We start from the raw sequence: 23,198 nt of genomic DNA, 5'->3' as shown, positions 1-23,198 counted from the left end.
ACCCGCTACGGGCGAACCGGCGCGAAGTCCCGGGTCGTCAGCACTCCGGAATCTCCGCTATCTCGGCCAGCCACGCCGCCGGGCCGGCGTCCGACGGCATCCGCCAGTCGCCGCGCGGCGACATGGTGCCGCCGTGGCTGACCTTCGGACCGTTCGGGAGCGCGGAGCGCTTGAACTGGCTGGCGAAGAAGCGCTTGGTGAAGACCTCGAGCCACTGCCGGATCGCCGTCAGGTCGTACGCCGTGCGCCGCTCGTCCGGGTAGTTCGGGGGCCACTCCCCCGCGTCGGCGTCGCGCCAGGCGTGCCAAGCCAGGAACGCGATGCGGCTGGGCCGGGAGCCGCGACGCAGCACCTGGAACAGCGTGAAGTCCTGCAGCGAGTACGGGCCGACCGAGGCCTCGGTGGACTGCGGCAGGTGGTCCTCGCGGGTCGGGATCAGCTCCGGCGTGATCTCCTGCTCGACGATCTCGAGCAGCAGCTCGTTGGTCTCGTCCTCGAACTCGCCGTTGCCGGCGACCCAGCGGATCAGGTGCTGGATGAGGGTCTTCGGCACGCCGGCGTTGACGTTGTAGTGCGACATCTGGTCGCCGACGCCGTACGTGCACCAGCCGAGCGCCAGCTCGGAGAGGTCGCCGGTGCCGAGCACGATGCCGCCGCGGTGGTTCGCGAGCCGGAAGAGGTAGTCGGTGCGCAGCCCCGCCTGGACGTTCTCGAACGTGACGTCGTAGACCTCCTCGCCCTCGGCGTACGGGTGGTCGAGGTCGGCGAGCAGCTGGTTGGCCGCGGCGGTGATGTCGATCTCCTCGAAGTGCACGCCGAGCGACTTCGAGAGCCGCGTGGCGTACGACTTCGTGGTGTCGCCGGTCGCGAAGCCCGGCAGCGTGAACGCGTGGATCTCCTCGCGCGACCGGCCGAGGCGGTCCATCGCCTTCGCCGCGACGATCAGCGCGTGGGTGGAGTCGAGCCCGCCGCTGACGCCGATCACGACCTTCGGCTGGCCGATCGCGTGCAGCCGCTGCTCCAGCCCGGAGACCTGGATGTTGTAGGCCTCGTAGCAGTCGAGTGCCAGCCGCTCCGCCTCGTCGGGCACGAACGGGAAGCGGTCCACCTTGCGCCGCAGCCCGATGTCCCCCGACGGCGGCCGCAGCTCGAAGCGGATGGTGCGGAAGCCGCGGACCCGGTCGTCGTGCGTGCGCCGGTTGTCGTCGAAGGTGCCCATGCGCAGGCGGTCCTGTCGGATCCGGTCGAGGTCGACGTCGACGATGGTCTGCCGCGGCCCCTCGGGGAACCGCTCGGACTCCCCCAGCAGCTCGCCGCACTCGTAGACCATCGTCTGACCGTCCCATGACAGGTCCGTCGTCGACTCGCCCTGGCCCGCGGCCGCGAAGACGTACGCCGCGACGCACCGCGCGCTCGCGCTGCGCACCAGCAGCCTTCGGTCCTCGGCGCGGGCGACCGTGATCGGGCTGCCGGACAGGTTGGCGAGCACGGTCGCGCCCGCGAGGGCCGCCTCCGCGCTCGGCGGGATCGGCACCCACATGTCCTCGCAGACCTCGGCGTGCAGCCGCAGCGCGCGCACGTCGGTCGCCTCGAAGACCAGGTCGGGCCCGAACGGCACGTCGGCGCCGCAGAGCCGGATCGTCTCCGAGCGCCGGTCGTCGCCGGGCGCGAACCAGCGCCGCTCGTAGAACTCCCGGTAGGTCGGCAGGTAGGACTTCGGAGCGACGCCCAGCACCCGGCCCCCGTGGATGACGACCGCGCAGTTGACCACGCGTGCGCCGTGCACGAGCGGCGCGCCGACGACCAGGACGGGGCGCAGGTCCGTCGTGCCGGCGGCGAGGTCGGCGATCGCCGCCTCGACGGCCTCGAGCAGCCGGTCCTGGAGGAAGAGGTCCTCGACGGAGTAGCCGGTCAGCGACAGCTCCGGGAACACCGCCACGGCCACGCCCTCGTCGTGCAGGTCGTTGGCCTGCTCGAGGATGGTGCGCGCGTTGGCCGCGGGATCGGCGATCGTGACCGGCAGGGTGCACGCGGCCACCCGCGCGAACCCATGGGCATAGGCGGAGTAGAAGTCCACGTGCTCGAGTCTAGGAGTCTGCGGCTGGCCGGGGCCGCGGGGCGAGCGCTCGCCGGTCTCCGATGAGTTCTCCCGTGCGGCGCAGTCGGAGTGGCATGCCCGAGATCAGCACCTGCCTGTGGTTCGACGACGACCTCATGGAGGCCGTGGACTTCTACACACGCGTCTTCCCGAACTCGACGGTCACCGGGATCTCGCACGACGATCTCGGCCGGGTGCTGGCCGCGGAGTGGACGCTGGACGGTCAGCCCTTTCGCGGCATCAACGGCGGACCGGTGCATGCCGGGTTCACCGAGACCATCTCGCTCAGCGTCAGCTGCGCGGACCAGTCCGAGGTCGACTACTACTGGGACACGCTCGTCGACGGCGGCCGGCCGGGCAGCTGCGCGTGGCTGGAGGACCGGTTCGGGCTGTCCTGGCAGATCGTCCCGACCCGGCTCTACGAGCTCGTGTCCGACACGGATCCGGCGCGGGCGAAGGCGGCGATCGCCGCGGTGATGCGGATGCAGAAGATCGTGATCGCCGACATCGAGGCCGCGGCGGATGCCGCGGGCGTGGCTCAGCCGAGGTAGCGGTCGGCCCCGGCCGCCACCAGCCGCAGCCCGACGCCGCGGACGCCGTCGATCTGCACCGGGCTGCCGATCTCGGCGAGCTTGCGGCGCAGCCGCTTCACGACGCTCTGCACGTGCGACCGGCTCCCCTGGTGGTCGTTGTGCCAGACGTGCTGCTGCAGCCACGCGAACGTCCGGATGTGGCCGCCCGCCCGGTGCAGGCTGACCAGCAGGTCGTGCTCCAGCGGCGACAGGTCGACGTACTGGTCACCGCAGCGCACCACCCGGGCGTCGGAGTCGATGAGGAAGTCGACGGCGGGGTCGGCGACGGGCTCGAGCCCGACCGTGTCGACGGTCTCGACACTCTCGACGGTGTCGACCAGGGCCACCGGCTCGAGCGGGTCGACGACGCCCGTCTCCCCGGCGACCGAGACGTCCCGCAGCAGGAGCCGCACCGCCTCACGCACCGAGCCGACGAGCAGGACGGGCGCAGCCCCGCCCACCGCGTCGGCGATTCGCACCCGATCCGCGGCCGTGGGCGCCACCGCGATGACGATGGCAGGTCCGTCGGAGCCGGGCAACGGCGCGCGCTGATCCGGCACCACGCGGACTGGTCTTTCTCCCCGAGCGAGAGACACACCCCGTCCTTTCCAAGGTGTCCAACACCCTCCTGTATCGATCCGAGGTCGTCAAGGAGGATTCGCACCGAGGAAATCGGGCGGCTGCCCCGAAGCCGCCGCAGGTTTGCCCGCGTTGCCCGCGGATCGCCCGCAAGTTGCCCGCCTGATCCCGTTGTCGCGCCCGCGTCGGCGTCCCTAGCGTCAGCGCTCCGGCCCGGGGACAACCCGTCTCCGGGGTCCGTTCTCGGGAGGACCAACGCATGTCATCACGCCTGCCTGAACCCCGCTCGCGGGGTCGCGGCGCCGGACGATCCCGGCGTCTCCTCGTGACGATCGCCAGTCTGCTGCTCGTCACGAGCGTCCTGGCTCTCGCCGCACCCACCAACGCTGCCGGCGCGCCCGCCGACCCGGAGCCCGACAAGATCAAGCCCAAGCTCGCCCAGCAGCTGGCCGAGAAGGGCACCGCGACGTTCTGGGTCCGGTTCGCCGACCGGGCCGACCTGTCCAAGGCCTCGAAGATCAAGGACCGCACCGCTCGCGGCCAGTTCGTCTACGACCAGCTCCGCAAGACCGCCCGGGACTCCCAGCGCGACGTCCGCGCGCTGCTCGACGACGCCGGTACGTCGTACGAGTCGTTCTGGGCCACGAACGCGATCCGCGTGCAGGCCGGCAGCGAGCAGCTCGCCGCCGACCTGACCGCGCAGCCTGAGGTGAAGGCGCTCTTCCCGACGTTCGACTACCGCCTCGAGGAGCCGAAGCAGGGCAAGGACGTCCGCACGCCCAACGCGGTCGAGTGGGGCGTCGCCAACATCAACGCCGACGACGTGTGGACCGAGTTCGGCGACCTCGGCGAGGACATCGTGATCGCGAACATCGACACCGGCGTGCAGTACGACCACCCGGCCCTCGCCACGCAGTACCGCGGCAACAACGGCGACGGCACGTACACCCACGACTACAACTGGTTCGACGCCAGCGGCTCGTGCGGCGACACCCCGTGCGACAACAACGGCCACGGCTCGCACACGATGGGCACGATGGTCGGCAGCGACGGCGGCGCCAACCAGATCGGCGTCGCGCCCGGCGCGACCTGGATCGCCGCCAACGGGTGCTGCCCCTCCGACCAGGCGCTGATCGACTCCGGCCAGTGGATGCTCGCGCCGACGGACCTCGAGGGCGAGAACGCCGACGTCTCCAAGCGGCCCGACATCATCAACAACTCGTGGGGCTCCGAGCTCCCCAGCAACGACCCGTTCATGGAGGACATCGAGCTGGCCTGGGAGGCCTCCGGCATCTTCGGCAGCTGGTCCAACGGCAACAGCGGACCGGCCTGCCAGACCTCCGGGTCGCCGGGCAGCCGGATCATCAACTACTCCGTCGGCGCGTACGACGTGAACAACGCGATCGCCGGCTTCTCCTCGCGCGGCGCCGGCCAGGACGGCGAGATCAAGCCCAACATCTCGGCGCCCGGCGTCAACGTGAGGTCCAGCCTTCCCGGCAATGCCTACGGCAACTACAGCGGTACGTCGATGGCGTCCCCGCACCTCGCCGGCACCATCGCGCTGCTGTGGAGCGCCGCACCGGCGCTGCGCGGTGACATCGACGCCACCCGCGCCCTGCTCGACGGCAACGCCGTCGACGCGAGCAACACGACGTGCGGCGGCACCGCCGACGACAACAACGTCTTCGGGGAGGGCCGGCTCGACGCGCTCGCGCTGCTCCGGGCCGCCCCGGTCGGCGACACCGGGCTCATCGAGGGCACCGTCACCGACGACGCCACGGGTGACCCGATCGACGGCGCGACCGTCGCGGTCGAGGGCGAGTTCGACCGCTCCACCACGACCGACGCCGACGGCGGCTACTCACTGCGTCTGCCGACCGGTGACTACGACGTCACGGCCTCGGCGTTCGGGTACGGCGACGAGAGCGCCCAGGCGACCGTGGCGACCGGTGCGACCACCACGAGGGACTTCGCCCTGACGGCGTCGCCCCTGGTGACGGTGACGGGCAGCGTGACGGACGGCAGCGGGCAGGGTTGGCCGCTCTACGCCGAGATCGACATCGCCGGGCCCGCGCCCGACGTGTGGACCGACCCCGTCACCGGCGACTACAGCGTCGAGCTGCCCAGCGGCGCGACGTACTCGATGACGGTGGACGCCGACCTGCCCGGCTACCTGCCGGCGACCCACGAGGTCGAGGTCGGCGGCTCGAACGTCGCCCAGGACGTCGAGCTCCTGGTCGACGACAGCACCTGCATCACCCCGGGCTACGCCTTCAACACCGCGGGTGACACCGAGCCGTTCTCCGGCGGCACCGTGCCCGCCGGGTGGACCGTGACCGACGGGCTCGGCAACGGCCAGGTCTGGGCCTTCAACAACCCGGGCAACCGGCAGAACCTGACCGGCGGCTCGGGCGGCTTCGCCATCGTCGACAGCGACAAGTACGGGTCGACCGGCGACCAGGACACCTCGCTCGTCTCCCCGGTCATCGACATGTCCGGCCTGACCGCCCCGATCGTCGGGTTCGCGCAGGACTACAACAACCTGGGCGACTCCGCGGACGTCGACGTCAGCATCGACGGCGGCGCCACCTGGGAGACGGTGCTCCACCAGGAGACCGACATCCGCGGCCCGCGCACCGACGTCGTCCAGCTGCCGATGGCGGCCGGTCAGTCCGAGGTGCAGGTCCGGTTCCACTACTACGACGCGTCGTACGCGTGGTGGTGGCAGGTCGACGACGTCTTCATCGGCAACCGCACCTGTGACCCGACCGGCGGCGGCCTCGTCGTCGGCAACGTCCGTGGCTCGACCGGCCGCGCCGGCGTCGACGACGCGACCGTGACCAGCCTCGACCACCCGGCCGACACCGCGACCACGCGGGCCACGCCGGACGACCCGGCGGTCGACGACGGCTTCTACCAGCTGTACTCGTCGCTCACCGGTCGGCACGCCTTCGAGGCCAGCGCCGAGCTGTACGTGGCGCAGACGAAGACCGTGAACGTGCCGCGCAGCGGGACGGTCGCGGCCAACTTCCGCCTGGCGGCCGGCCAGCTCACCGTCGACAAGCCGAGCATCTCGGTCACCAGGCGGCTGGGGAACGGCACGGTCGACCGCACCTTCACCCTCACCAACTCCGGCACCGCTCCCCTGAACGTGGAGATGTCGACCGGCGGCGGTGGGTTCGAGATGCTGGGCGGCGGAGCCGGTACGGCGAGCACCCTGCGCCAGATGGACAACGCCGAGGCTGCGGCCACGGCGGCCCGGAGTGCCGACTTCTCGTCCGCGAGCAAGTCGTCCGGTGGCTTCGGCTCGGCGAACGGCACGCGGTTCGGCACGTCCGGGCTCGAGCCCGGCAAGTCGGCGACGCCGGAGGTGCCGATGCAGGCCAACGACGAGGTGACCATCACCGAGTCGGTGTCGCAGGAGATCGTCACCAACAACTCGATCGCCTGCTCGAACTCGGCGACCGGTGAGACCCGGGACACCTCGTGGCTGCGGGTCTTCCCGCTGGAGGAGTTCGACATCACGACGGACTTCAACGTCACGAGCGTGTCGTTCGGGGTCGAGACCGTCCGCGGGGGTGACCTGCCGATGAACGTGAACCTCTACACGGTCGACGGCCCGCTCACCTACGCGAACATGACCCTGATCGGCTCCACGCAGGAGACGCTCAGCCCGCAGGACCTCACCCTGGTCACGGTCCCGGTGGAGGGTACGGCGCCCGCCGGCTCCAGCCTGGTCGTCGAGATCGACTCACCCGACCAGGCGGGCACGGGACGGGCGTTCTTCGTCGGCTCGAACGACGACGGCCAGACGGGTCCGACGTACCTGCGCTCGGCCACGTGCGGCACGCCGGAGCCGACCGACGCCGCTGGTCTCGGGTTCCCGGGCTTCCACATGGTGCTGAACGTGACCGGCTCGACCGGCAGCAGCGTCCCGTGGCTGACCGTCGACCCGACCACGGTGACGCTCGCTCCGGGAGAGAGCACCCAGGTGCTCGCGACGTTCGACTCCGCGGTCGACCAGCCGGGCACGTACACGGCGCGGATCAGCTTCTCCACCGACTCGCCCTACGAGACGGAGCCGATCGCGGCGACGATGAACATCACGCCCCCGCCGACCTGGGGCAAGGTCCAGGGCACCGTCAGCGGCACGGACTGCGCCGGTGCGGTGGCGCCGATCGAGGAGGCGACCGTCCAGTTCGACTGGTGGTCGGGCGACACCAGCCTCTACACCGATGCGAGCGGCAAGTACGCGTGGTGGTTCGACAGCAGAGGCAACCCCTACTCGGTGATCGCGGCCAAGGACGGCTTCAAGCCGACCAGCCGCACCGTGAAGATCCTCGACGGCCGCACCATCACCTCCAGCTACAACCTGAAGAAGGCGAGGTGCTGACGCCCCGCTGATCCGATCCAGCCACGAGCCCTGTGTGCCTCGGCGTGACGAGGCACACAGGGCTCGTGCCCGCTCTCCCGGGCTAGCCTGACAACGGTCCGTGGACTCCATCAGGGAGCTGCGAGATGACAGTCAGGGAGAACCCATGAGCGAGGAGACCGCGCCGTACGGCACCGGTCCGGCCAAGGCCCAGCAGGTCAAGCGGATCCGCACCCACCACCTGCGCGACATGAAGCAGCGCGGCGAGAAGTTCGCGATGCTCACCGCCTACGAGCAGTACGCCGCCCAGGTGTTCGACGAGGCCGGCATCGAGGTGCTGCTGGTCGGCGACAGTGCGTCCAACAACGTGTTCGCCAACGAGACCTCCCTCCCCGTGACGGTCGACGAGCTGATCCCGCTCGCGCGCGCCGTCACCCGGTCGGTACGCCGCGCCCTGGTCGTGGCCGACCTGCCGTTCGGCTCCTACCAGGCGTCGCCGGAGCAGGCCTACCTGACCGCGGTGCGGTTCATGAAGGAGGCCAACGCGCACGCCGTGAAGCTCGAGGGCGGCGTCGAGATGGCGCCCCAGGTCCGCAAGCTCACCGACGGCGGCATCCCGGTGATGGCCCACATCGGCTTCACCCCGCAGTCGGAGCACAACCTCGGCGGCTACCGCGTCCAGGGCCGCGGCGACGCGGCCAAGCGGGTCGTCGAGGAGGCACAGGCGATGGAGGAGGCAGGCGCCTTCTCGGTCGTGATGGAGATGGTCCCCGGCGACGTCGCGACCGAGGTCACCGCGTCGGTCGGCATCCCCACCATCGGCATCGGCGCCGGGCCCGATTGCGACGGCCAGGTGCTGGTCTGGCAGGACGCCTTCGGCCTGCGCACCGGCCGGATGCCCCGCTTCGTGCGGCAGTACGCCGACCTCCACGGCGTACTCCTCGAGGCGGCGCAGGCGTACGCCGCCGACGTGAAGGCCGGCTCGTTCCCGGCCGAGGAGCACACCTTCTGAGCGACCGCGGTTTGCTCTCATCCAGGGCGGATACGTTCCCGGCATGCGATCCCTCGCTCTCGGACTGACCGCCGCCCTGCTGCTGTCGCTACCCGCCGCTCCGGCGGCCACCACCCCGCCCGACCACACCCGCGACCGAGCGTCGGGGGCCGAGCGCGCGGCGTACCCCACCCTGTCGGTGAAGCGCATCGTGCGCGGCCTCGACCATCCGTGGGACGTCCGCACGCTCGGCAGGGGCGTGCTGCTCTACACCCAGCGCGATCGGGCCACGCTCGGCGTCTGGGACCACGGCCGCAAGCACGGCGTGAAGTTCCCGAGCGGGTCGGTGTGGGTGAGCGGCGAGACCGGGTTGATGGGACTCGAGGTGGATCCCCGCTTCGCGAAGAACCGGCGCGTCTACACCTGCCAGGGCGGCACCACCGCCACCGGCCACGACGTCCGGGTCATCGCGTGGAAGCTCAATGGGAAGCTGACCCGGGCGACGAGGCTCCGACAGCTGATCGGCGGGTTCCCCGCCACCAGCGGACGGCACGGCGGCTGCCGACTGCTCATCGACGACGCGGGGTCGCTCCTCGTCGGCACCGGCGACGCGGCCACGGCGACCAATCCGCAGGACCTGCAGTCCCTCGGCGGCAAGACGCTGCGGCTCAACCGCTTCACCGGGCGGCCGTGGCCGACCAACCCGTTCGCCGGCGCGGCCAGCCGCGCCCAGCGCTACGTCTTCACCTACGGCCACCGCAACGTGCAGGGTCTCAGCCAGCGTGCCGACGGCACCCTGTGGTCGATCGAGCAGGGCAGCGATCGGGACGACGAGGTCAACCGCCTCGTCAAGCGCGGGAACTACGGCTGGGACCCTGGGGCGGGCTACGACGAGAGCGTCCCGATGACCGACCACTCGCTGCCCGGCAAGCAGAGGAACGCGGTGTGGAGCTCGGGCCTCCCGACGCTCGCCACGTCGGGCGGAGGCTTCGTCGACGGTCCGACGCTCGGCTCGTACGACGGCACGCTCGCCGTGGCCGCGCTCAAGGCCTCGCGGGTCCTGTTCCTGACCTTGGCCGCCGACGGCTCGCTCCGGCGCGTGCACGTGCCGGACGAGCTCCGGCAGTTCGGTCGGATCCGCACCGTGGTCGACGGCCCCGGCTCGTCGTTCTACGTCACCACCGACAACGGCGGGGGCACCGACGCGATCCTGCGCGTGCGGCCGGTCGGCTGACCGGACATGCGCCACCTCGCCGTCGGGCTCACGATCGCAGTCCTCCTCTGCCTGCCCGCCACCCCTGCGGCCACCACCGCCGCTCCGGACGGCGCGTCCGCCGACCGCGCGGCGTACCCGAAGCTCGCGGTGAAGCGCCTCGTGCGCGGCCTCGACCACCCGTGGGACGTCCGCACGCTCGACCGGGGCGTGCTGCTCTACACCCAGCGCGACCGGGCCACGCTCAGCGTCTGGGACCACGGCCGCAAGCACCGGGTGAGATTCCCGAGCGGCTCGGTGTGGACCTCCGGCGAGGCAGGCCTGACCGGCCTCGCCGTCGATCCGGAGTTCGTGGAGAACCGGCGCATCTACACCTGTCAGGGCGGCTACCGCGCGGGCCCCGGCCACGACGTGCGCGTGATGGCGTGGCGGCTCGACGAGAAGCTGTCGAAGGTGACGCGGATCCGTCAGCTCGTCGGGGGCTTCCCGGCGACGACCGGCCGTCACGCCGGCTGCCGGCTGCTCATCGACACCGAAGGCTCACTCATCGTCGGCACCGGCGACGCCGTCATCGGCACGTCACCGCAGGACCTCCAGTCCTTCGGCGGCAAGACGCTGCGGCTCGACCGGTTCAGCGGCAAGCCGTGGCCGACCAACCGGTTCGCCGACGCGCAGAACCGGATCCAGCGCTACGTCCACACCTACGGACACCGCAACGTGCAGGGCCTCGCCCAGCGAGAGGACGGCACCCTGTGGTCGATCGAGCAGGGCACCGACCGCGACGACGAGGTCAACCGGCTGGTCGCGGGAGCCAACTACGGCTGGGACCCGGCGCCCGGCTATCGGGAGTACAGCCCGATGACCGACCACTCGCTGCCCGGCAAGCAGGTCAACGCCGTGTGGAGGTCCGGCGACCCGACGCTCGCCACCTCGGGTGGCGGGTTCGTCAGCGGCCCGGGGCTCGGCGCGTACGACGGCAACCTCGCCGTCGCGGCCCTCAAGGCGTCGCGCGTGGTGTTCCTGAGCCTGACGGCCGACGGCGCGCTGCGACGCGTGCGGGTGCCCGACGAGCTCAAGAGCTACGGCCGGCTCCGCACCGTGGTCGACGGCCCCGGCTCGACGTTCTACGTGACCACCGACAACGGCGACGGGAGGGACGCGATCCTGCGAGTTCGACCCCGCGGCTAACCTCGCGAGGGTGGACGCCCAGACGCTGACCAATCTCCTGCTCGTCCTGGCCTTCATCCTGGTCGGCGGCGTGTTCGCCGGCACGGAGCTCGCGCTGGTCTCCCTGCGCGAGGGCCAGATCAACGCGCTCGCCGAGCGCGGCCCCCGGGGCGAGCGGGTCGCCCGGGTCGCCCGCGACCCCAACCGCTTCCTCGCCGCCGTGCAGATCGGCGTCACCGTGGCCGGCTTCTTCTCGGCGGCGTACGGCGCCTCCACCCTCGCCCCCGACTTCGCTCCGGTGCTGGAGGAGCTCGGGCTGGGTGAGCGCGCGGCCGACACCGCCGCGCTGATCCTGCTCACTCTCTTCATCGCGTACCTGTCGCTGGTCCTCGGCGAGCTGGTGCCGAAGCGGCTCGCGCTGCAGCGCGCCGCCGGCGTCTCGTACGTCGTGGGCGCGCCGCTCGACCGGTTCGCCGTACTCATGCGGCCGGTGGTGTGGCTGCTGTCGGTCTCCACCAACGGCGTCGTGCGCCTCTTCGGCGGAGACCCCGGCGCGACGTCGGAGCAGCTCAGCGACGAGGAGCTGCGGTTCCTCGTCGACCAGCACGAGGGCCTCGCCGACGACGAGCGCAAGATCCTGACCGACGTCTTCGACGCGGGCGACCGCTCGCTGAGCGAGGTGATGCGGCCGCGCCGCGACGTCGCGTTCCTGTCCGTCGACAGCACTGTCGCAGAGGCCGTCGAGGCCGCGATGTCGCAGCCCTACTCCCGCTTCCCGGTGACCGGCTCGGGCCAGGACGACGTCCGCGGCTTCCTCCACGTGCGCGACCTGCTCGGCGCCGACCCGAAGCGGCGGGTCAAGGGGCTGACCCGCGACATCCTGCACCTGCCCGCCACCAACCGGGTGCTGCCGTCGCTGGCCCGGATGCGCGACGAGGGCCGCCACATCGCCGTCGTCGTCGACGAGTACGGCGGCACCGACGGCATCGTCACCCTCGAGGACCTCGTCGAGGAGCTCGTCGGCGACATCCGCGACGAGTACGACGAGGAGGTGCCCGAGACAGCGCCCGACGTCGTCGACGCGGGGCTGACGATCGAGGAGTTCGCCCGCGACACCGGCGTGCCTCTCGAGGACGGCCCCTACGAGACCGTCGCCGGCTACGTCATGCACCGCCTCGGCCGGCTCGCCGAGGTCGGCGACGTCGTGTTCGTCGAGGGCCACGAGCTCGTCGTCTCCGACGTCGACCGGCACCGGATCACGCGGGTGACGGTGCGCCCGGCCGGGTGACGGTCAGGCCGTCCAGCCCAGCCACGCCCCGCCGGCGGTGACGACCGCGAACCACAGCACCACCGCGAACACCGCCACCGCCGGCACCCGGCGCGGGTGCGGAGTCCACCACGCGCAGGCGACGACGAGCAGCAGCGCCCACACGACGAGGAGCAGGACGGCCGCCCACAACGGGGCGACCAGCCCGCTCGCGGCGTACAGGAAGAACGCGCAGGCCATGCCGGCCATGCCGACGAACGGCCAGGGCGAGGCCTTCTGCCGGACCGGGTCAGTCATTCCAGTTGGGGTCGTTGTCCCACTCCTCGTTGCGCTGCTCGGCCTTGCCGAGCGCGCCCTCGGCCTCCTCGCGCGTGGCGTACGGCCCGAGCCGGTCGATCGGCGGGCACATGTCCTCGCCCTGCTCCACGCGGTGGTGCTTGACGCAGAACCAGTAGTCGCTCATGGCCGGAAGGTACCCCTACTCGGCGGTCTTGAGCCTCTCCTCCACGCGCAGCGCTGCCAGCCCGTGGTCGGGGTCGCCACTCATCGCGGCCGCGAGCCGCAGATGCGGAAGCGCCTCGGCGTACCTGCTCTGGCGCTCGAGGCAGCGCCCGAGCGCGTGCTGCGCCCAGTCGTCGGCGGGGTTCTCCTCGACGAGCTGCTCGAGGTCGGTCTCGGCGCGCTGGAGCTGCGCGCGCAGCAGGTAGGCCCACGCACGCATCGTGCGCAGGCCGGTGTTGTCGGGCTCCTGCTCCAGCGCCGGCTCGAGCACCTCGAGCGCCTCCTTGGGCGCGCGGTTGGCGAGCAGGTCGAACGCGGTGCGGTACGCCGACTCCGGGGCCGCCTGTCCCGGGAACACGACCGGCGGCGTGGGCAGCATGTCGTCGTTCATGCCCCCTCAACGCCCGCTCAGGACCCGGGATTCCCGGGCGCCTCGTCGTGCAGGATGCGCTGGAACAGCACGTGGTCCTGCCATCCACCGGCGATGTAGAGGAAGCGCTCGGCCACGCCGTACTGCGTGAACCCGCTGCGCAGCAGCACCCCCTGCGACGCCGTGTTCCTGACCATCGTCCCGGCCTCGAGCCGGTGCAGGCCGATCTCCCTGGCGAACTCGACGACGTCGCCGACCATCTGCGTCGCGAGGCCCTTGCCGAGGTGCTCGTGGTCGAGCCAGTAGCCGACCGTCCCGCTCTGCAGCACCCCGCGCACGACGTTGTCGAGGGCCACCTGGCCGACGATGCTCTGCCGGTCGCCGGCGTCGTACCAGAGCATGAAGGCGTGCCGCTTCCCCTTCTCCAGGTCGACCAGCTGCTGCTCGATGTTCTCGACCTGCCCCTGCTCGGTGAAGAAGCTCTCCGGCCGCACCGGGTCCCACGGCGCGAGGTGCTCGCGGTTGCGCGCGTACGCCGCCGCCCGCGCCCCGGCGTCCGCGACGCCCAGTGGCCTGATCTCGTATCCCTCGGTCAGCACCGCGACAGCGTAGTCATCCCCGGACGAGCGCGTCGGCCAGGACGGTGAGGTCCCGTCCGGCGAGGTCGAGCACGCCGCTGGGCGTCAGCCGCTCCGCCTCCGCCCGGATCGCGCCGGCGTCCGCACCCGGCAGCACGTCGTCCAGGGTGAGGAAGACCCGGCCGCTGTGCCGGGCGATCGCGGGGTTCACCGCGGCGGCGCCGGGCTGCGCGTCGGCGCACGTGAGCACGAGCGCGGCCGTGTGGGCGCGGCCCGCGGCGGCCAGGACCGCCGCGGCGTTGCGCGCCGTGGTCCAGAGCTGGGTGGAGTGCCCGGTGCGGCGCCACGAGCCCAGCAGGTCGGCGAAGCCGGCGGCCGCACCCGCGAGGTCCCCGGTCCGCGCGCGGGCGGAGGCCAGGGCGACGCCGGCCACGCCCTCCACGAAGACGGCGCCGCTGCGCCGTGCGTCCTCGATCGCGGACAGGTAGCACGGGATGGCCGACTCGGTGTCGGCGGTCGACCGCACCTCGCCCTCCACGTAGGCCGTGAACGCGCGGTGCGAGACACCGCCGCTCTCGGCCAGCTCGGCGTGGGCATGGTCCACGAGGGCGCGCGCTCCGAGGGGGTCGCCGCCGTACGACGCCGCCAGCGCGGCGGACGCGCGGTGGACGGCCGCGGACGCCGGGCGCCCCTCGCGAGCGCGGAGCCAGCCGTCCCTCGCGACGATGAAGTCCCCGCGATAGTGAGCGACGCTCGCCAGCGCGTCCCACGCCGCGGCCACCTCGGTCGGTGCGCAGTCCGGTCCGGCCAGGCGGAGGGCCTCCTCGGCATGGCTCCGGGCCCGGTCCAGGTCGCCGAGTAGCCGGCCGGCCTCGGCGGCGCAGCCGAGGATGCGCACCCGGTCCGGGTGTCCGACGAGCGTCGGGTCGGACGCGAGCTCGAGCGACCACTGCCACAGCTCCCGCAGGTCGCGCCAGATGCACGCCTCGTCCAGCGACAGCGTGATCTCGACCAGGACGTCGTCGCGCGCCCGCTGCCGCGCCACGTCCCGGGCCGCGCGCAGGTTGTCCAGCTCGGCGCGCAGCCGCCGGTCGGCGGCCGGCTCGTCGGGTCCCGACGCGGCCGCACCGATCTCGGCCGCGATCTCGACGACCCTGGCGAGGAACCGGTCCTCGGCGTACTCCAGCTCACCGAGGGTCCTCAGCTCGTCGAGGAGGAAGGACCGCACCGTGAAGAGCAGGCGGTACCTGCCCGCGCCGGGATCGGCCACGACCAGGGAGGCGTCGACGAGCTGGTGGAGGGTGTGCAGGGCGTCCCCGGCGTCCACCGCCGTGGCGAGCCCCTCCACCGTTGCGAGGTCGACCCCACCCGGGAACGGCGCCAGCGCCCGCAGCAGGGCGCGAGCCCCCTCGGGCAGCAGGGAGTACGACGCACCGATCGTCACGCGCAGCGTGCGCTGCCGGTCGTCGTCGGCGCCGGTGCGGCCGGTCGTCAGGTCCAGTGCCCGGTCGAGGCGGTCGCGCACCGCGCTCGGCGGCATCACCGCCATCTGACGTGCTGCCAGCTCGATCCCGAGGGGCAGCCCGTCCAGCCGCCGGATCACCTCGACCACGTCGGCGGCGTCCGTCTCGGCGAGGTCGTAGCCGGGTCGCACGCGCCGCGTGTGCTCCACGAACGCCCGGACCGCGGGCTGGCGCCGGAGCGCGGCCAGGTCGCCACCCGCCGCCCGCGGGACGGGCAGGGGCTGGAGCCGGACGACGTACTCTCCCGGCACGTGCAGCGTCACCCGGGAGGTGGCGAGCACGCGGACGCCGGACGCGAGGCGCCGCATGGTGACGACGAGCGCCCGGCACGCTTCGACCACGTGCTCGCAGTTGTCGAGCAGCAGCAACAGCGTCCGGTCGGCGAGCGCGGTCGCGACGTCCTCCGGGCCGACGGTCTCGCCGGTGCGCAGGCCGAGGGCGGAGGCCACCGCGGCGCACACGCGTTCGGCGCTGTCGACAGCGGCGAGGTCGACGACCGCGGTGTCGGACGAGCCCGTGGCCGGATCGGTGGCGACGTCGAGGGCCAGTCGCGTCTTGCCGACGCCGCCGGGTCCGGTGACGGTGACGACCCCGTGGGCGCCGACCAGGCGCAGCACGTCGTCGCGATCGTGCTGTCGGCCGACCATCGGACCGTCCGGCCGCCCGGGGGCCCGGGTCTGCCTTGCACCGGCGACGGCGCCCGAGGCGACCCGCTCCTCGAGGGCGGCGAGATCGGCCCCCGGGTCGAGGCCGGTCTCCTCGGCGAGCCGCCGGCGGTACGCCGCGGACGCAGCCATCGCCTCCGCCGTACGCCCCTCGGTCGCCAGCGCCCGCACCAGCAGCAGCGCCGTGCGTTCGCGGAGCGGTGCCCGAGCCGCAGCGGCGCTGGCGTCGGAGGTGACCGAGCGGTCGCCGGCGTCGATGCGGTGCTCGAGCAGGTCGTCGACGAGTCGCAGCTGGAGCTCGTCGAGGGCCACGCAGTCGACCTCGAACACCGGGCTGCCACGCAGGTCCTCCAGTGCCGGGCCACGCCACAGCGCCAGCGCGGACTCGGTGTCTCCCGAGGCCGACAGTCGCCGTACCGCCGCCACGTCGAGCTCGTCCTGCTCGAGCCGCAGCAGGTAGCCGCCGGCCGCGCGCTGCAGGCGCTGCTCGTGGGGCCGCAGGTGTCCGCGCAGCCGCGAGACGTGGTTGTAGAGCGCCTGGTCCGCGCGTGCGGGCGGGTCGTCGGGCCAGAGGGCGTCGACGAGCCGGTCGGTGCTCACCGGGCGACCGTCGGCGAGTGCGAGCAAGGCGAGCAGAGCTCGGCGCTGGGCACCGGGCACGTCCACCGCCGTACCGTCGACCCGCAGCTCGAGCGGGCCGAGGAGGCAGATGCGCAGCGGGAGCTCGTCCCGGTTCATGACCGCACTGTGCCGGAGCGCGGTCCCCGCCGTCATCCCGATTGCGCGGGCTCGGCGAACCGTTCGGTGGCGACCCAGGCGCCGAACCGGTCCAGCCCGACCGCGGCGACCAGGCCCGCCGTCTGCGACTCCTGGCGCAGCAGCGCCGTGACCTTGCGGTCCAGCGCGACCCCCGTCAGCGGCACGGTGAGGGCGAGCTCCCCCGGGGTGCAGATGCGCGGACGGCCGAGCTCGAAGACGCCGAAGTCCTCGTCGAGCTCGGGGTCGACCGCCGGCTCGACGGCGACCGGGTGCAGCACCAGCGGGGTCGCGGCAGCCAGCTCGAGCGCACGGTCGACCCAGCCGTTGATCGCCCGGTGGTCGGGGTGGCCGGTGAAGCCGTCGGGTCCGAAGGTGATCACGGTGTCGGGACGCACCTCGTCGACCAGGCAGGCGAGCTTCTCGGCAGCGGCCGCCGGGTCGGCGTCCGAGCACGCGCCGTCGGGATGGTCGAGCCAGTGGTGCTCGTCGACCCCGAGGACGGCCAGCGCCGCGTCGAGCTCACGGGTGCGGAGCGCGGCCAGGGCAGCACGCTCCCCTGCTGTGCCACCCGGGTCCGCGGCCTCGCCCCGGGTGGCGGTGACGCACACGACGCGGTGGCCGGCATCGCGCAACGCCGCCATCAGCCCACCGGTCAGGTAGGTCTCGTCGTCGGGGTGCGCCCAGACGCCGAGCAGGGTGCCGAGGTCGGTCAGGTCCGTCATGCCGTGAGCCTCCAGCGACAGGCTGTCACGGACCTGTCACCGGACGGAACAGCCGCGTGACAGGCGGTCCCGCGAACCTCGTCGTACTGCGGTGCCGACCCGGGACCGCACGACCCCGAGAGGAACACCATGACCACCCAGATCGACATCGACACCGCCGTAGTGGAGGAGTTCTCCATGCGGGTCGCCGGCGAACGCGCCTTCGCCGCCAACGCGGTGCTGGTGCACCTCGGCGATCGGCTCGGCCTCTGGCGCGCGCTGGCGTCGATGCCGTCCTCGACCGCCGCCGAGCTGGCCGAGCGCTGCGGGCTCGCCGAGCGCTACGTCCAGGAGTGGCTCGCTGCCCAGGCAGCGGCCGGGTACGTCGCCTACGACGCCGCGACCGCATCGTTCTCGCTGCCGGCCGAGCACGCCCTGGTGCTCGCGGACGAGGAGAGCCTCGCCTGCCAGCTCGGCAGCTTCGAGCTGCTCGTCGCCCAGTTCGCCGCCGTCGACCAGCTCGCCCACGCGTACACGACCGGCGAGGGCGTGGGCTGGCACCAGCACGACTCGCGCCTGTTCGGGGGTGTCGAGCGGTTCTACGGCACCATCTACCGCGGATCGCTCCTGTCCGAGTGGGTCCCGGCCGTCGAGGGGCTGGCCGAGCGGCTCCAGCGCGGGGCCCGCGTGCTCGACGTCGGCTGCGGCCTCGGCACGGCCACGATCATGCTCGCCGAGGCGTTCCCGGCCTCGACGTTCGTCGGCGTGGACTACCACGACGAGTCGATCTGGCGGGCGACCGCGGCCGCGCAGCAGGCGGGCGTCGCGGACCGGGTCCAGTTCGAGGTCGGCGACGCCTCGTCGTACGACGACAGCTACGACGTGATCTTCTTCTTCGACTCGCTGCACGACCTCGGCGACCCCGTCGGCGCGCTCGCGCACGCCCGCGCCTCGCTGGCGCCCGGCGGCAGCGTCGTCGCCGTCGAGCCGTTCGCCGAGGACACCCTCGAGGCCAACCTCGAGAACCCGATCGCGCTGGCCTTCTACACCGGAAGCGCGACGCTGTGCGTCCCCCACAGCGTCGCCGACGGGGGCGCCGCCTTCGGCGCCCAGGCCGGCGCGGCCCGATTGACCGGCGCGTTCGTCGACGCCGGCTTCCGGGTTGCTCAGGTGGCGGCACGCACGGCGTACAACCTCGTGCTCGAGGCGAGCCGCTGACCTGCACGCGGAAGCCCGGTCTGCCCTATCCTTGCTCTCGCGGATGGGCTGGCCGGGCGACCGCGTGGAGGCAACTCCCCGAGGAAGGTCCGGGCTCCACAGGGCAGGGTGGTGGGTAACACCCACCCGGGGCAACCCGCGGGACAGTGCCACAGAAAGCAAACCGCCTTCCGGCAACGGGAGGTAAGGGTGAAAGGGTGGTGTAAGAGACCACCAGCGGCCGGGGCGACCCGACCGGCTAGGTAAACCCCACCTGGAGCAAGGTCAAGAAGTCCGGAGCCTTCGGGCCCCGGACGCGCGCACGACCGAGGGCGGCCCGCCCGAGTGCGCGGGTAGACCGCTGGAGGCGGCCGGCAACGGTCGTCGTAGATGGATGGTCGCCACGCTCCGGCGTACAGAACCCGGCCTACAGGCCAGCGCATCCACATCACGGCTCGAGGAGAGTCCGCGTGCAACCACGGCGGACCCAGGCGCGAGGGCCGGGTCCGCCGGGTAACCCCTGCCGATGTGGTCGTACCACTGTTTACGGATCACGGTCGCCACACAGGATCGGAACCTGCCGTAGCCCGTCCGCCCCAGGGGTGAGGCGAGGCCGCGATTCTAGGGCACCGAAAGCCGGCTCTCAGGGTGACGGGATCGGGCTCGGGGTGGAGCTCTCGGCGGGCGGAGTCGGAGACGTCGACTCGGTCGGCGACGACGTGGACGGCGGGTCCGTGGGCGACTCAGCCGTGGACGAGGGCGAGGCCGAGGGCTCGGTCGGAGTCGGCGAGGTGGGTTCCGAGGTCGGATCGGCCGGCGTCGTCGACGTGGGCGACGAGGGCGAGGACGAGGTCGGCGACGGCGCCGACGGTCCCGTGGTCGCCTGCCCGGTCGGCGATGACGAATCCGGGGTGGTCGGCGTGGTCGGTTCCCCGGCATCGGGCGGGTCGGACGTGGTGGGACTCGGCTCGGCCTCGACGGTGGGAGCGCCGCGCAGGAGCGCGGTGATCTCGGCCTGGAACGTCTCGAGGACGTCCGTGATCTCGGTGATGGAGTACGCCGTGATCGAGCTCGCGAAGGCGACGAGCTCGTCCCAGATGGAGTCCAGCGCCAGGAGCTGCGCCTGCCCGGGCTCCTCCTCGACCGAGAGCACCAGCTGGCTGGCGATCGCTGCGGTGATGCACTGGTAGCAGTCGTAGTTGGCGGCCACGGCGAGGTTCTGGGGCACGATGACCCGGGCGTCGTCCAGCACCAGGACGACCTGGAAGGCGACGGCGACGGCGACGCAGTTCGAGCAGGACGCGTAGGCGTGCGCCTCGTTGACGTTGAGCACCTCGTCGCCCGTGGCCCAGACGAGGGCGAAGGCGACGTCGTACACCACCGAGTCGTCCGCGGTGTTCACCGCCAGGGCCTGGTTGTCGCCCTCGGCGGGCGGGAGCGGCTGGTCGAAGGGGAAGACCCAGGGCCCGGGAGCGGGCTGGTCCGGCGCGCTGCCGGCCGGGGCGGTGGTCTGCGCCTCACCCGGTGCCGCAACCGACGAGCCGGCGGAGTCACCAGCGGGTGCCTGTCGCGGGTCGACCCGCGTGCCTCTGACCGGGAGGTCGCTCTCCGGCTCTGTCCGCGGCATGAGCACCATCACGACCCGCGGGTCGTCGCGGGTCGGGAGGTCGGTGCCCTCCTCGAGCGGTACGACGAGACGCTCCTCGCTCAGCCGGCTCTGTGCCTGCATCGCGGCAGCCCGAACGCCTCCAGAGCTCACGAGGGGCCCGCCTGCAGTGCTGGCGGAGGTGAGCTCGGCCTCGGGCGGCTGGAAGAGCGACGTGACCAGGCCACGCTCCCCCGGCTCGATCGGGCGATAGACGCCCGGGTGCGGCCACCAGGCCCACAGCAGCGCTGTCACCACCGTGACGCTGGCGGCGGTGGCGGCCACCCGCTTGATGAACGAGCCACGGCTCCACCGCGCCAGCCCACCGAAGAAGCGGAGGCCGACGCGACACAGGATCAGGCCGCACGCCAGCACCGGGAGCGCGACACCGAGCACCTGGAGCGTGCCGGCCGAGACGTCGAGGGGGTTGCCGGCGCCCCATGCGCGACCGACCGCGGCGGCGTCCGCACGCAGCACCGACCCGGCACTGCCCAGCAGCCGCGGCACGGCGGCGATGACCGCGTAGAGCATCAGCGCCAGCATCGGGACGGTCAGGAGCACCCAGAGCGTGATGAAGAAGCGGGCCCGCGGGGTGAGCACCCGGTTCTCGGGCGAGCGCCAGCGGTGCGGGAGCAGTCCCACCAGCGTCGGCCGGATCCGGTGGTAGAGGTCCGGCACGCCCGCGAGGTCGGCGAGCAGGTGGTAGCCGTCGAACCGCAGCAGCGGCAGCAGCTGCTGCATCATCTGCAGCACCTGCGTGGCGACGAGCAGGAGCAGCGCCTCCCACCCCGTCGCCCACCACCAGACGAAGGTGAGGACTACGACGATCGCGTTGAAGTACAGGCCGCCGAGGTCGGTGCGGATCCGCCCGGCACGGCCCAGCCGGTAGCTGTCGGTGACATCGGTGTAGAACGCCGGCCACACCAGATACAGCCCCGCGCCCATCGCGCCGGGCTGGGCTCCGCTGTAGCGAGCCGCAGCCGCGTGCCCGAACTCGTGCAAGCCGCCCGAGAGCACCGTCACCGCGAATACCAGCAGCAGCAGGTGGGGTCGCTCGAAGGCGTCGTACGCCGAGGCGCCGAGGCCGCGCTCGAAGAACACCCATCCAGCGACGGCGGCGAACCCGACCACGAAGACGGCGGCGATGGCCGGCCGGAAGAGGAACCGGAACGGGTCGGTCAGCCACCGGGTGGCTCGTGGGCTGGTGACGGCGAATCGTGGCTTGAGGCCGAGCAGCGGGTCGGAGCGCTTGATCGCGGGCTCGGAGCCGTCGGCCTGCCGGAGGAGGCCGAGCGGCCGCAGCCGCGTGTCGATCAGCGTCGCGATGTCGGTCGCCGTCACGCTCCGACCCATCGCGCGGCCGACGCGCTGCGCGATCTCGGCGCAGCTGGATCGGCCGTCCACCGCCCGCAGCACCAGGTAGAGCAGCGGAGTGAGCTGCAGGACCTGGCCGTCGGCGCGCCTGACCAGGGAGGGTGGGGTCCGGTAGCCGGACCCCACCATCTCTCCGATGAACTGGACGCCGTCGACGCGAACGGGCGCGTCGACAAGCGTGCTCACGGGGTGGAGCTGGCGGCCGCGTCGACCGCGCCGTCATCCACGGTCGGTTCCTCGACCGTCGCCGGGTCCGTCACCGGCTCTGCCGCCGGGTCGGGCGCGTCCGTGGCCGACTCGTCCGCAGCAGCGGCGGTCTCGGTCGCCACCGGCTGGGTGGTGACCGGGTCGTCGTCGGTCGACGCGGTGTCGGTGTCGACGGGCTCGACCGAGCTCTGGTCGATGTCCGAGACCTGCTCGGACGTCGCCACGGCGTTGCCCGTGATCGTCTGCGTGATGATCGCGTCCTGCTGGGCGATCGCGGTCGACACCGAGTCCTCGGACAGGATGTTCGCCGCCACCGACGCGTCGATCGGCGCCGCTACGTTGGCGTTGGCCGCGATCGCGCCGTTGATCGGCGCAGCCAGATCGGCGTCGAGGTCGACGTTGATGTCGACGTTGAGCAGGTCGCCCTTGAGCAGGTCGCCGGTGTTGAGCTGGCCGATGGTGTCCGTGACGTCGTCGACGATCTCCCCCACGGTGCCCAGCAGGTTGCCGGCAGCGTCGAGCACCTGCCCGGTGATCGGGTCGAGCGCGCCGATGACGTTGCCGGCCACGTCGACCACGTTGCCCGTCGCGCCGTCGAGCATACCGATCACGTTGCCGGCCGCGTCGAGGACGGTGGTGCCGTCGATGAAGTCCGTCACGCTGCCCACCACCGCGCCGACGGCGTTCAACACGTCGCCGGTCAACGGATCGAGCACACCCACGACGTTGCCCGAGGCGTCCACGATGTTGCCCGTGACCGCGTCGAGGACGCCGAGCACGTCGCCGTCGCTCCCGATCACGCTGGCGCCGTTCACGAGGTCGGTGACGGTGCCGATGAGCTGGCCGGCGGCGTCGACCACGACTCCGGTGGTCTCGTTGAGAGTGCCGACGATGTTGCCGTCGGCGTCCACCACGTTGCCGGTGTCGGTGTCGAGGACACCGAGGATGTTGCCGGCCGCGTCCACGACCACGCTGCCGTCCACCGGCGCACTCGCGGCGTCGAGGCCGGCGTCGCCCACCTCGGTGCCCGCGGCCAGCATCGTCTGAGCTCCGTCGTCCCCGGCAGGCGGGTCCCCGCCCTCGACGGTGTCGCTCTGGTCGATCTGGCTGTCCTGGATGCCGGTCGCGATGGCGTCGGCCTCGATGCTCTGGGTGACCATGACGCCCTGGTCGGACATCGCCTGCGCGGTCGAGCCGTTGCTGAGCAGGTTGGCGCTCACCGCGGCATCGATCGGGGCCACCACGTTGGCGTTGAGTGCCACCGCTAGGTCGATGGGAGCCGCGCCGTCGATCGCCAGGTCGATGTCCGCGGCAAGATCGAGGATCGAGACGACCTCCTTGTCCGGCAGCGCCGTGACCCCCTCCTGGGCCAGCTCCTCCGGTGTCAGCGGTGCAGGCTGCTCGGTGCTCATCGGATCT

The 23,198-nt window shown here is 72.3% G+C and carries 17 protein-coding genes and 1 other RNA gene; 8 read left to right on the top strand and 10 right to left on the bottom strand.

What is annotated here, in order from left to right; all coding sequences use genetic code 11:
* Positions 1–37 precede the first annotated feature (37 nt).
* A complete protein-coding gene (locus ACFQQI_RS17705) occupies positions 38–2,077 on the bottom strand; it encodes an NAD(+) synthase (RefSeq protein WP_378566411.1) in 2,040 nt (679 codons plus the stop codon).
* A 95-nt stretch (positions 2,078–2,172) separates the two neighbouring features.
* Between ACFQQI_RS17705 and ACFQQI_RS17700 the strand changes: the two genes are divergently transcribed.
* Positions 2,173–2,649, top strand: a complete 477-nt coding sequence (locus ACFQQI_RS17700; protein ID WP_378566408.1) for a VOC family protein — start codon at positions 2,173–2,175, stop codon at positions 2,647–2,649.
* Here the strand turns inward: ACFQQI_RS17700 and ACFQQI_RS17695 are convergent.
* Positions 2,637–3,230 carry a winged helix-turn-helix domain-containing protein gene (locus ACFQQI_RS17695; protein WP_378566405.1) on the bottom strand — a complete coding sequence of 198 codons (594 nt, stop codon included), beginning with the start codon at positions 3,228–3,230 and terminating at the stop codon, positions 2,637–2,639. The two genes, ACFQQI_RS17700 and ACFQQI_RS17695, sit on opposite strands and share 13 nt — an antisense overlap.
* A gap of 344 nt (positions 3,231–3,574) precedes the next feature.
* Between ACFQQI_RS17695 and ACFQQI_RS17690 the strand changes: the two genes are divergently transcribed.
* The 5 genes from ACFQQI_RS17690 (at position 3,575) to ACFQQI_RS17670 (ending at position 12,280) form a co-directional block, all read left to right on the top strand.
* Entirely contained in the window at positions 3,575–7,642 is a 4,068-nt protein-coding gene (locus ACFQQI_RS17690; protein ID WP_378566403.1) for a S8 family serine peptidase, read from the top strand.
* Between the two features lie 145 nt (positions 7,643–7,787).
* Complete coding sequence (panB, locus tag ACFQQI_RS17685) at positions 7,788–8,633, top strand: 3-methyl-2-oxobutanoate hydroxymethyltransferase (RefSeq protein ID WP_378566400.1); 846 nt, start codon at positions 7,788–7,790, stop codon at positions 8,631–8,633.
* Positions 8,634–8,676: 43 nt separating this feature from the next.
* On the top strand, positions 8,677–9,846 hold the full coding sequence (locus ACFQQI_RS17680) for a PQQ-dependent sugar dehydrogenase (protein WP_378566397.1): 1,170 nt from the start codon (positions 8,677–8,679) through the stop codon (positions 9,844–9,846).
* 6 nt (positions 9,847–9,852) lie between these two features.
* Entirely contained in the window at positions 9,853–11,013 is a 1,161-nt protein-coding gene (locus ACFQQI_RS17675) for a PQQ-dependent sugar dehydrogenase (RefSeq protein ID WP_378566394.1), read from the top strand.
* A gap of 10 nt (positions 11,014–11,023) precedes the next feature.
* Positions 11,024–12,280: a hemolysin family protein gene (locus ACFQQI_RS17670; RefSeq protein ID WP_378566391.1), complete on the top strand. Its 1,257-nt coding sequence runs from the start codon at positions 11,024–11,026 to the stop codon at positions 12,278–12,280.
* 3 nt (positions 12,281–12,283) lie between these two features.
* On the opposite strand, the gene ACFQQI_RS17665 is transcribed toward ACFQQI_RS17670, so the two are convergent.
* The 6 genes from ACFQQI_RS17665 to ACFQQI_RS17640 are packed head-to-tail and all read right to left on the bottom strand — an operon-like array spanning position 12,284 to position 17,377.
* Complete coding sequence (locus tag ACFQQI_RS17665) at positions 12,284–12,556, bottom strand: hypothetical protein (protein ID WP_378566388.1); 273 nt, start codon at positions 12,554–12,556, stop codon at positions 12,284–12,286.
* Positions 12,549–12,722 (bottom strand): hypothetical protein, encoded by a 174-nt coding sequence (locus ACFQQI_RS17660; protein ID WP_378566386.1) that lies wholly within the window; start codon positions 12,720–12,722, stop codon positions 12,549–12,551. The genes ACFQQI_RS17665 and ACFQQI_RS17660 overlap by 8 nt, the downstream gene beginning before the upstream one ends.
* A 15-nt stretch (positions 12,723–12,737) precedes the next feature.
* Positions 12,738–13,151 (bottom strand): tetratricopeptide repeat protein, encoded by a 414-nt coding sequence (locus ACFQQI_RS17655; RefSeq protein WP_378566383.1) that lies wholly within the window; start codon positions 13,149–13,151, stop codon positions 12,738–12,740.
* A 17-nt stretch (positions 13,152–13,168) separates the two neighbouring features.
* Complete coding sequence (locus tag ACFQQI_RS17650; protein ID WP_378566380.1) at positions 13,169–13,729, bottom strand: GNAT family N-acetyltransferase; 561 nt, start codon at positions 13,727–13,729, stop codon at positions 13,169–13,171.
* 13 nt (positions 13,730–13,742) lie between these two features.
* Positions 13,743–16,634, bottom strand: a complete 2,892-nt coding sequence (locus ACFQQI_RS17645; RefSeq protein ID WP_378566377.1) for a BTAD domain-containing putative transcriptional regulator — start codon at positions 16,632–16,634, stop codon at positions 13,743–13,745.
* Between the two features lie 32 nt (positions 16,635–16,666).
* Positions 16,667–17,377: a PIG-L deacetylase family protein gene (locus tag ACFQQI_RS17640; RefSeq protein ID WP_378566374.1), complete on the bottom strand. Its 711-nt coding sequence runs from the start codon at positions 17,375–17,377 to the stop codon at positions 16,667–16,669.
* Positions 17,378–17,506: 129 nt separating this feature from the next.
* Here ACFQQI_RS17640 and ACFQQI_RS17635 point away from each other — a divergent pair, with 129 nt between their 5' ends.
* Entirely contained in the window at positions 17,507–18,574 is a 1,068-nt protein-coding gene (locus ACFQQI_RS17635; RefSeq protein WP_378566371.1) for a class I SAM-dependent methyltransferase, read from the top strand.
* Positions 18,575–18,618: 44 nt separating this feature from the next.
* An RNA gene (gene rnpB / locus ACFQQI_RS17630) (RNase P RNA component class A) lies at positions 18,619–18,999 on the top strand.
* Positions 19,000–19,196: 197 nt separating this feature from the next.
* On the opposite strand, the gene ACFQQI_RS17625 is transcribed toward rnpB, so the two are convergent.
* On the bottom strand, positions 19,197–21,758 hold the full coding sequence (locus ACFQQI_RS17625; RefSeq protein ID WP_378566368.1) for a hypothetical protein: 2,562 nt from the start codon (positions 21,756–21,758) through the stop codon (positions 19,197–19,199).
* A complete protein-coding gene (locus ACFQQI_RS17620) occupies positions 21,755–23,191 on the bottom strand; it encodes a hypothetical protein (protein ID WP_378566364.1) in 1,437 nt (478 codons plus the stop codon). Before ACFQQI_RS17620 ends, ACFQQI_RS17625 begins: the two co-directional genes overlap by 4 nt.
* Positions 23,192–23,198: the final 7 nt, after the last annotated feature.

The organism is Nocardioides sp. GCM10030259, from assembly GCF_042666375.1.
Lineage (GTDB): Bacteria > Actinomycetota > Actinomycetes > Propionibacteriales > Nocardioidaceae > Nocardioides.
The sequence above is the reverse complement of the archived record's forward strand: the minus strand, read 5'-3'. Positions and strand labels throughout refer to the sequence as shown.

What these genes read in the sequence shown, in the direction of transcription:
- ACFQQI_RS17620 (WP_378566364.1), bottom strand. Translation starts at nt 23,191, where the DNA reads ATGAGCACCGAGCAGCCTGCACCGCTGACACCGGAGGAGCTGGCCCAG.
- ACFQQI_RS17700 (WP_378566408.1), top strand. Translation starts at nt 2,173, where the DNA reads ATGCCCGAGATCAGCACCTGCCTGTGGTTCGACGACGACCTCATGGAG.
- ACFQQI_RS17655 (WP_378566383.1), bottom strand. Translation starts at nt 13,151, where the DNA reads ATGAACGACGACATGCTGCCCACGCCGCCGGTCGTGTTCCCGGGACAG.
- ACFQQI_RS17635 (WP_378566371.1), top strand. Translation starts at nt 17,507, where the DNA reads ATGACCACCCAGATCGACATCGACACCGCCGTAGTGGAGGAGTTCTCC.
- ACFQQI_RS17640 (WP_378566374.1), bottom strand. Translation starts at nt 17,377, where the DNA reads ATGACGGACCTGACCGACCTCGGCACCCTGCTCGGCGTCTGGGCGCAC.
- ACFQQI_RS17660 (WP_378566386.1), bottom strand. Translation starts at nt 12,722, where the DNA reads ATGAGCGACTACTGGTTCTGCGTCAAGCACCACCGCGTGGAGCAGGGC.
- panB (WP_378566400.1), top strand. Translation starts at nt 7,788, where the DNA reads ATGAGCGAGGAGACCGCGCCGTACGGCACCGGTCCGGCCAAGGCCCAG.
- ACFQQI_RS17675 (WP_378566394.1), top strand. Translation starts at nt 9,853, where the DNA reads ATGCGCCACCTCGCCGTCGGGCTCACGATCGCAGTCCTCCTCTGCCTG.
- ACFQQI_RS17645 (WP_378566377.1), bottom strand. Translation starts at nt 16,634, where the DNA reads ATGAACCGGGACGAGCTCCCGCTGCGCATCTGCCTCCTCGGCCCGCTC.
- ACFQQI_RS17665 (WP_378566388.1), bottom strand. Translation starts at nt 12,556, where the DNA reads ATGACTGACCCGGTCCGGCAGAAGGCCTCGCCCTGGCCGTTCGTCGGC.
- ACFQQI_RS17680 (WP_378566397.1), top strand. Translation starts at nt 8,677, where the DNA reads ATGCGATCCCTCGCTCTCGGACTGACCGCCGCCCTGCTGCTGTCGCTA.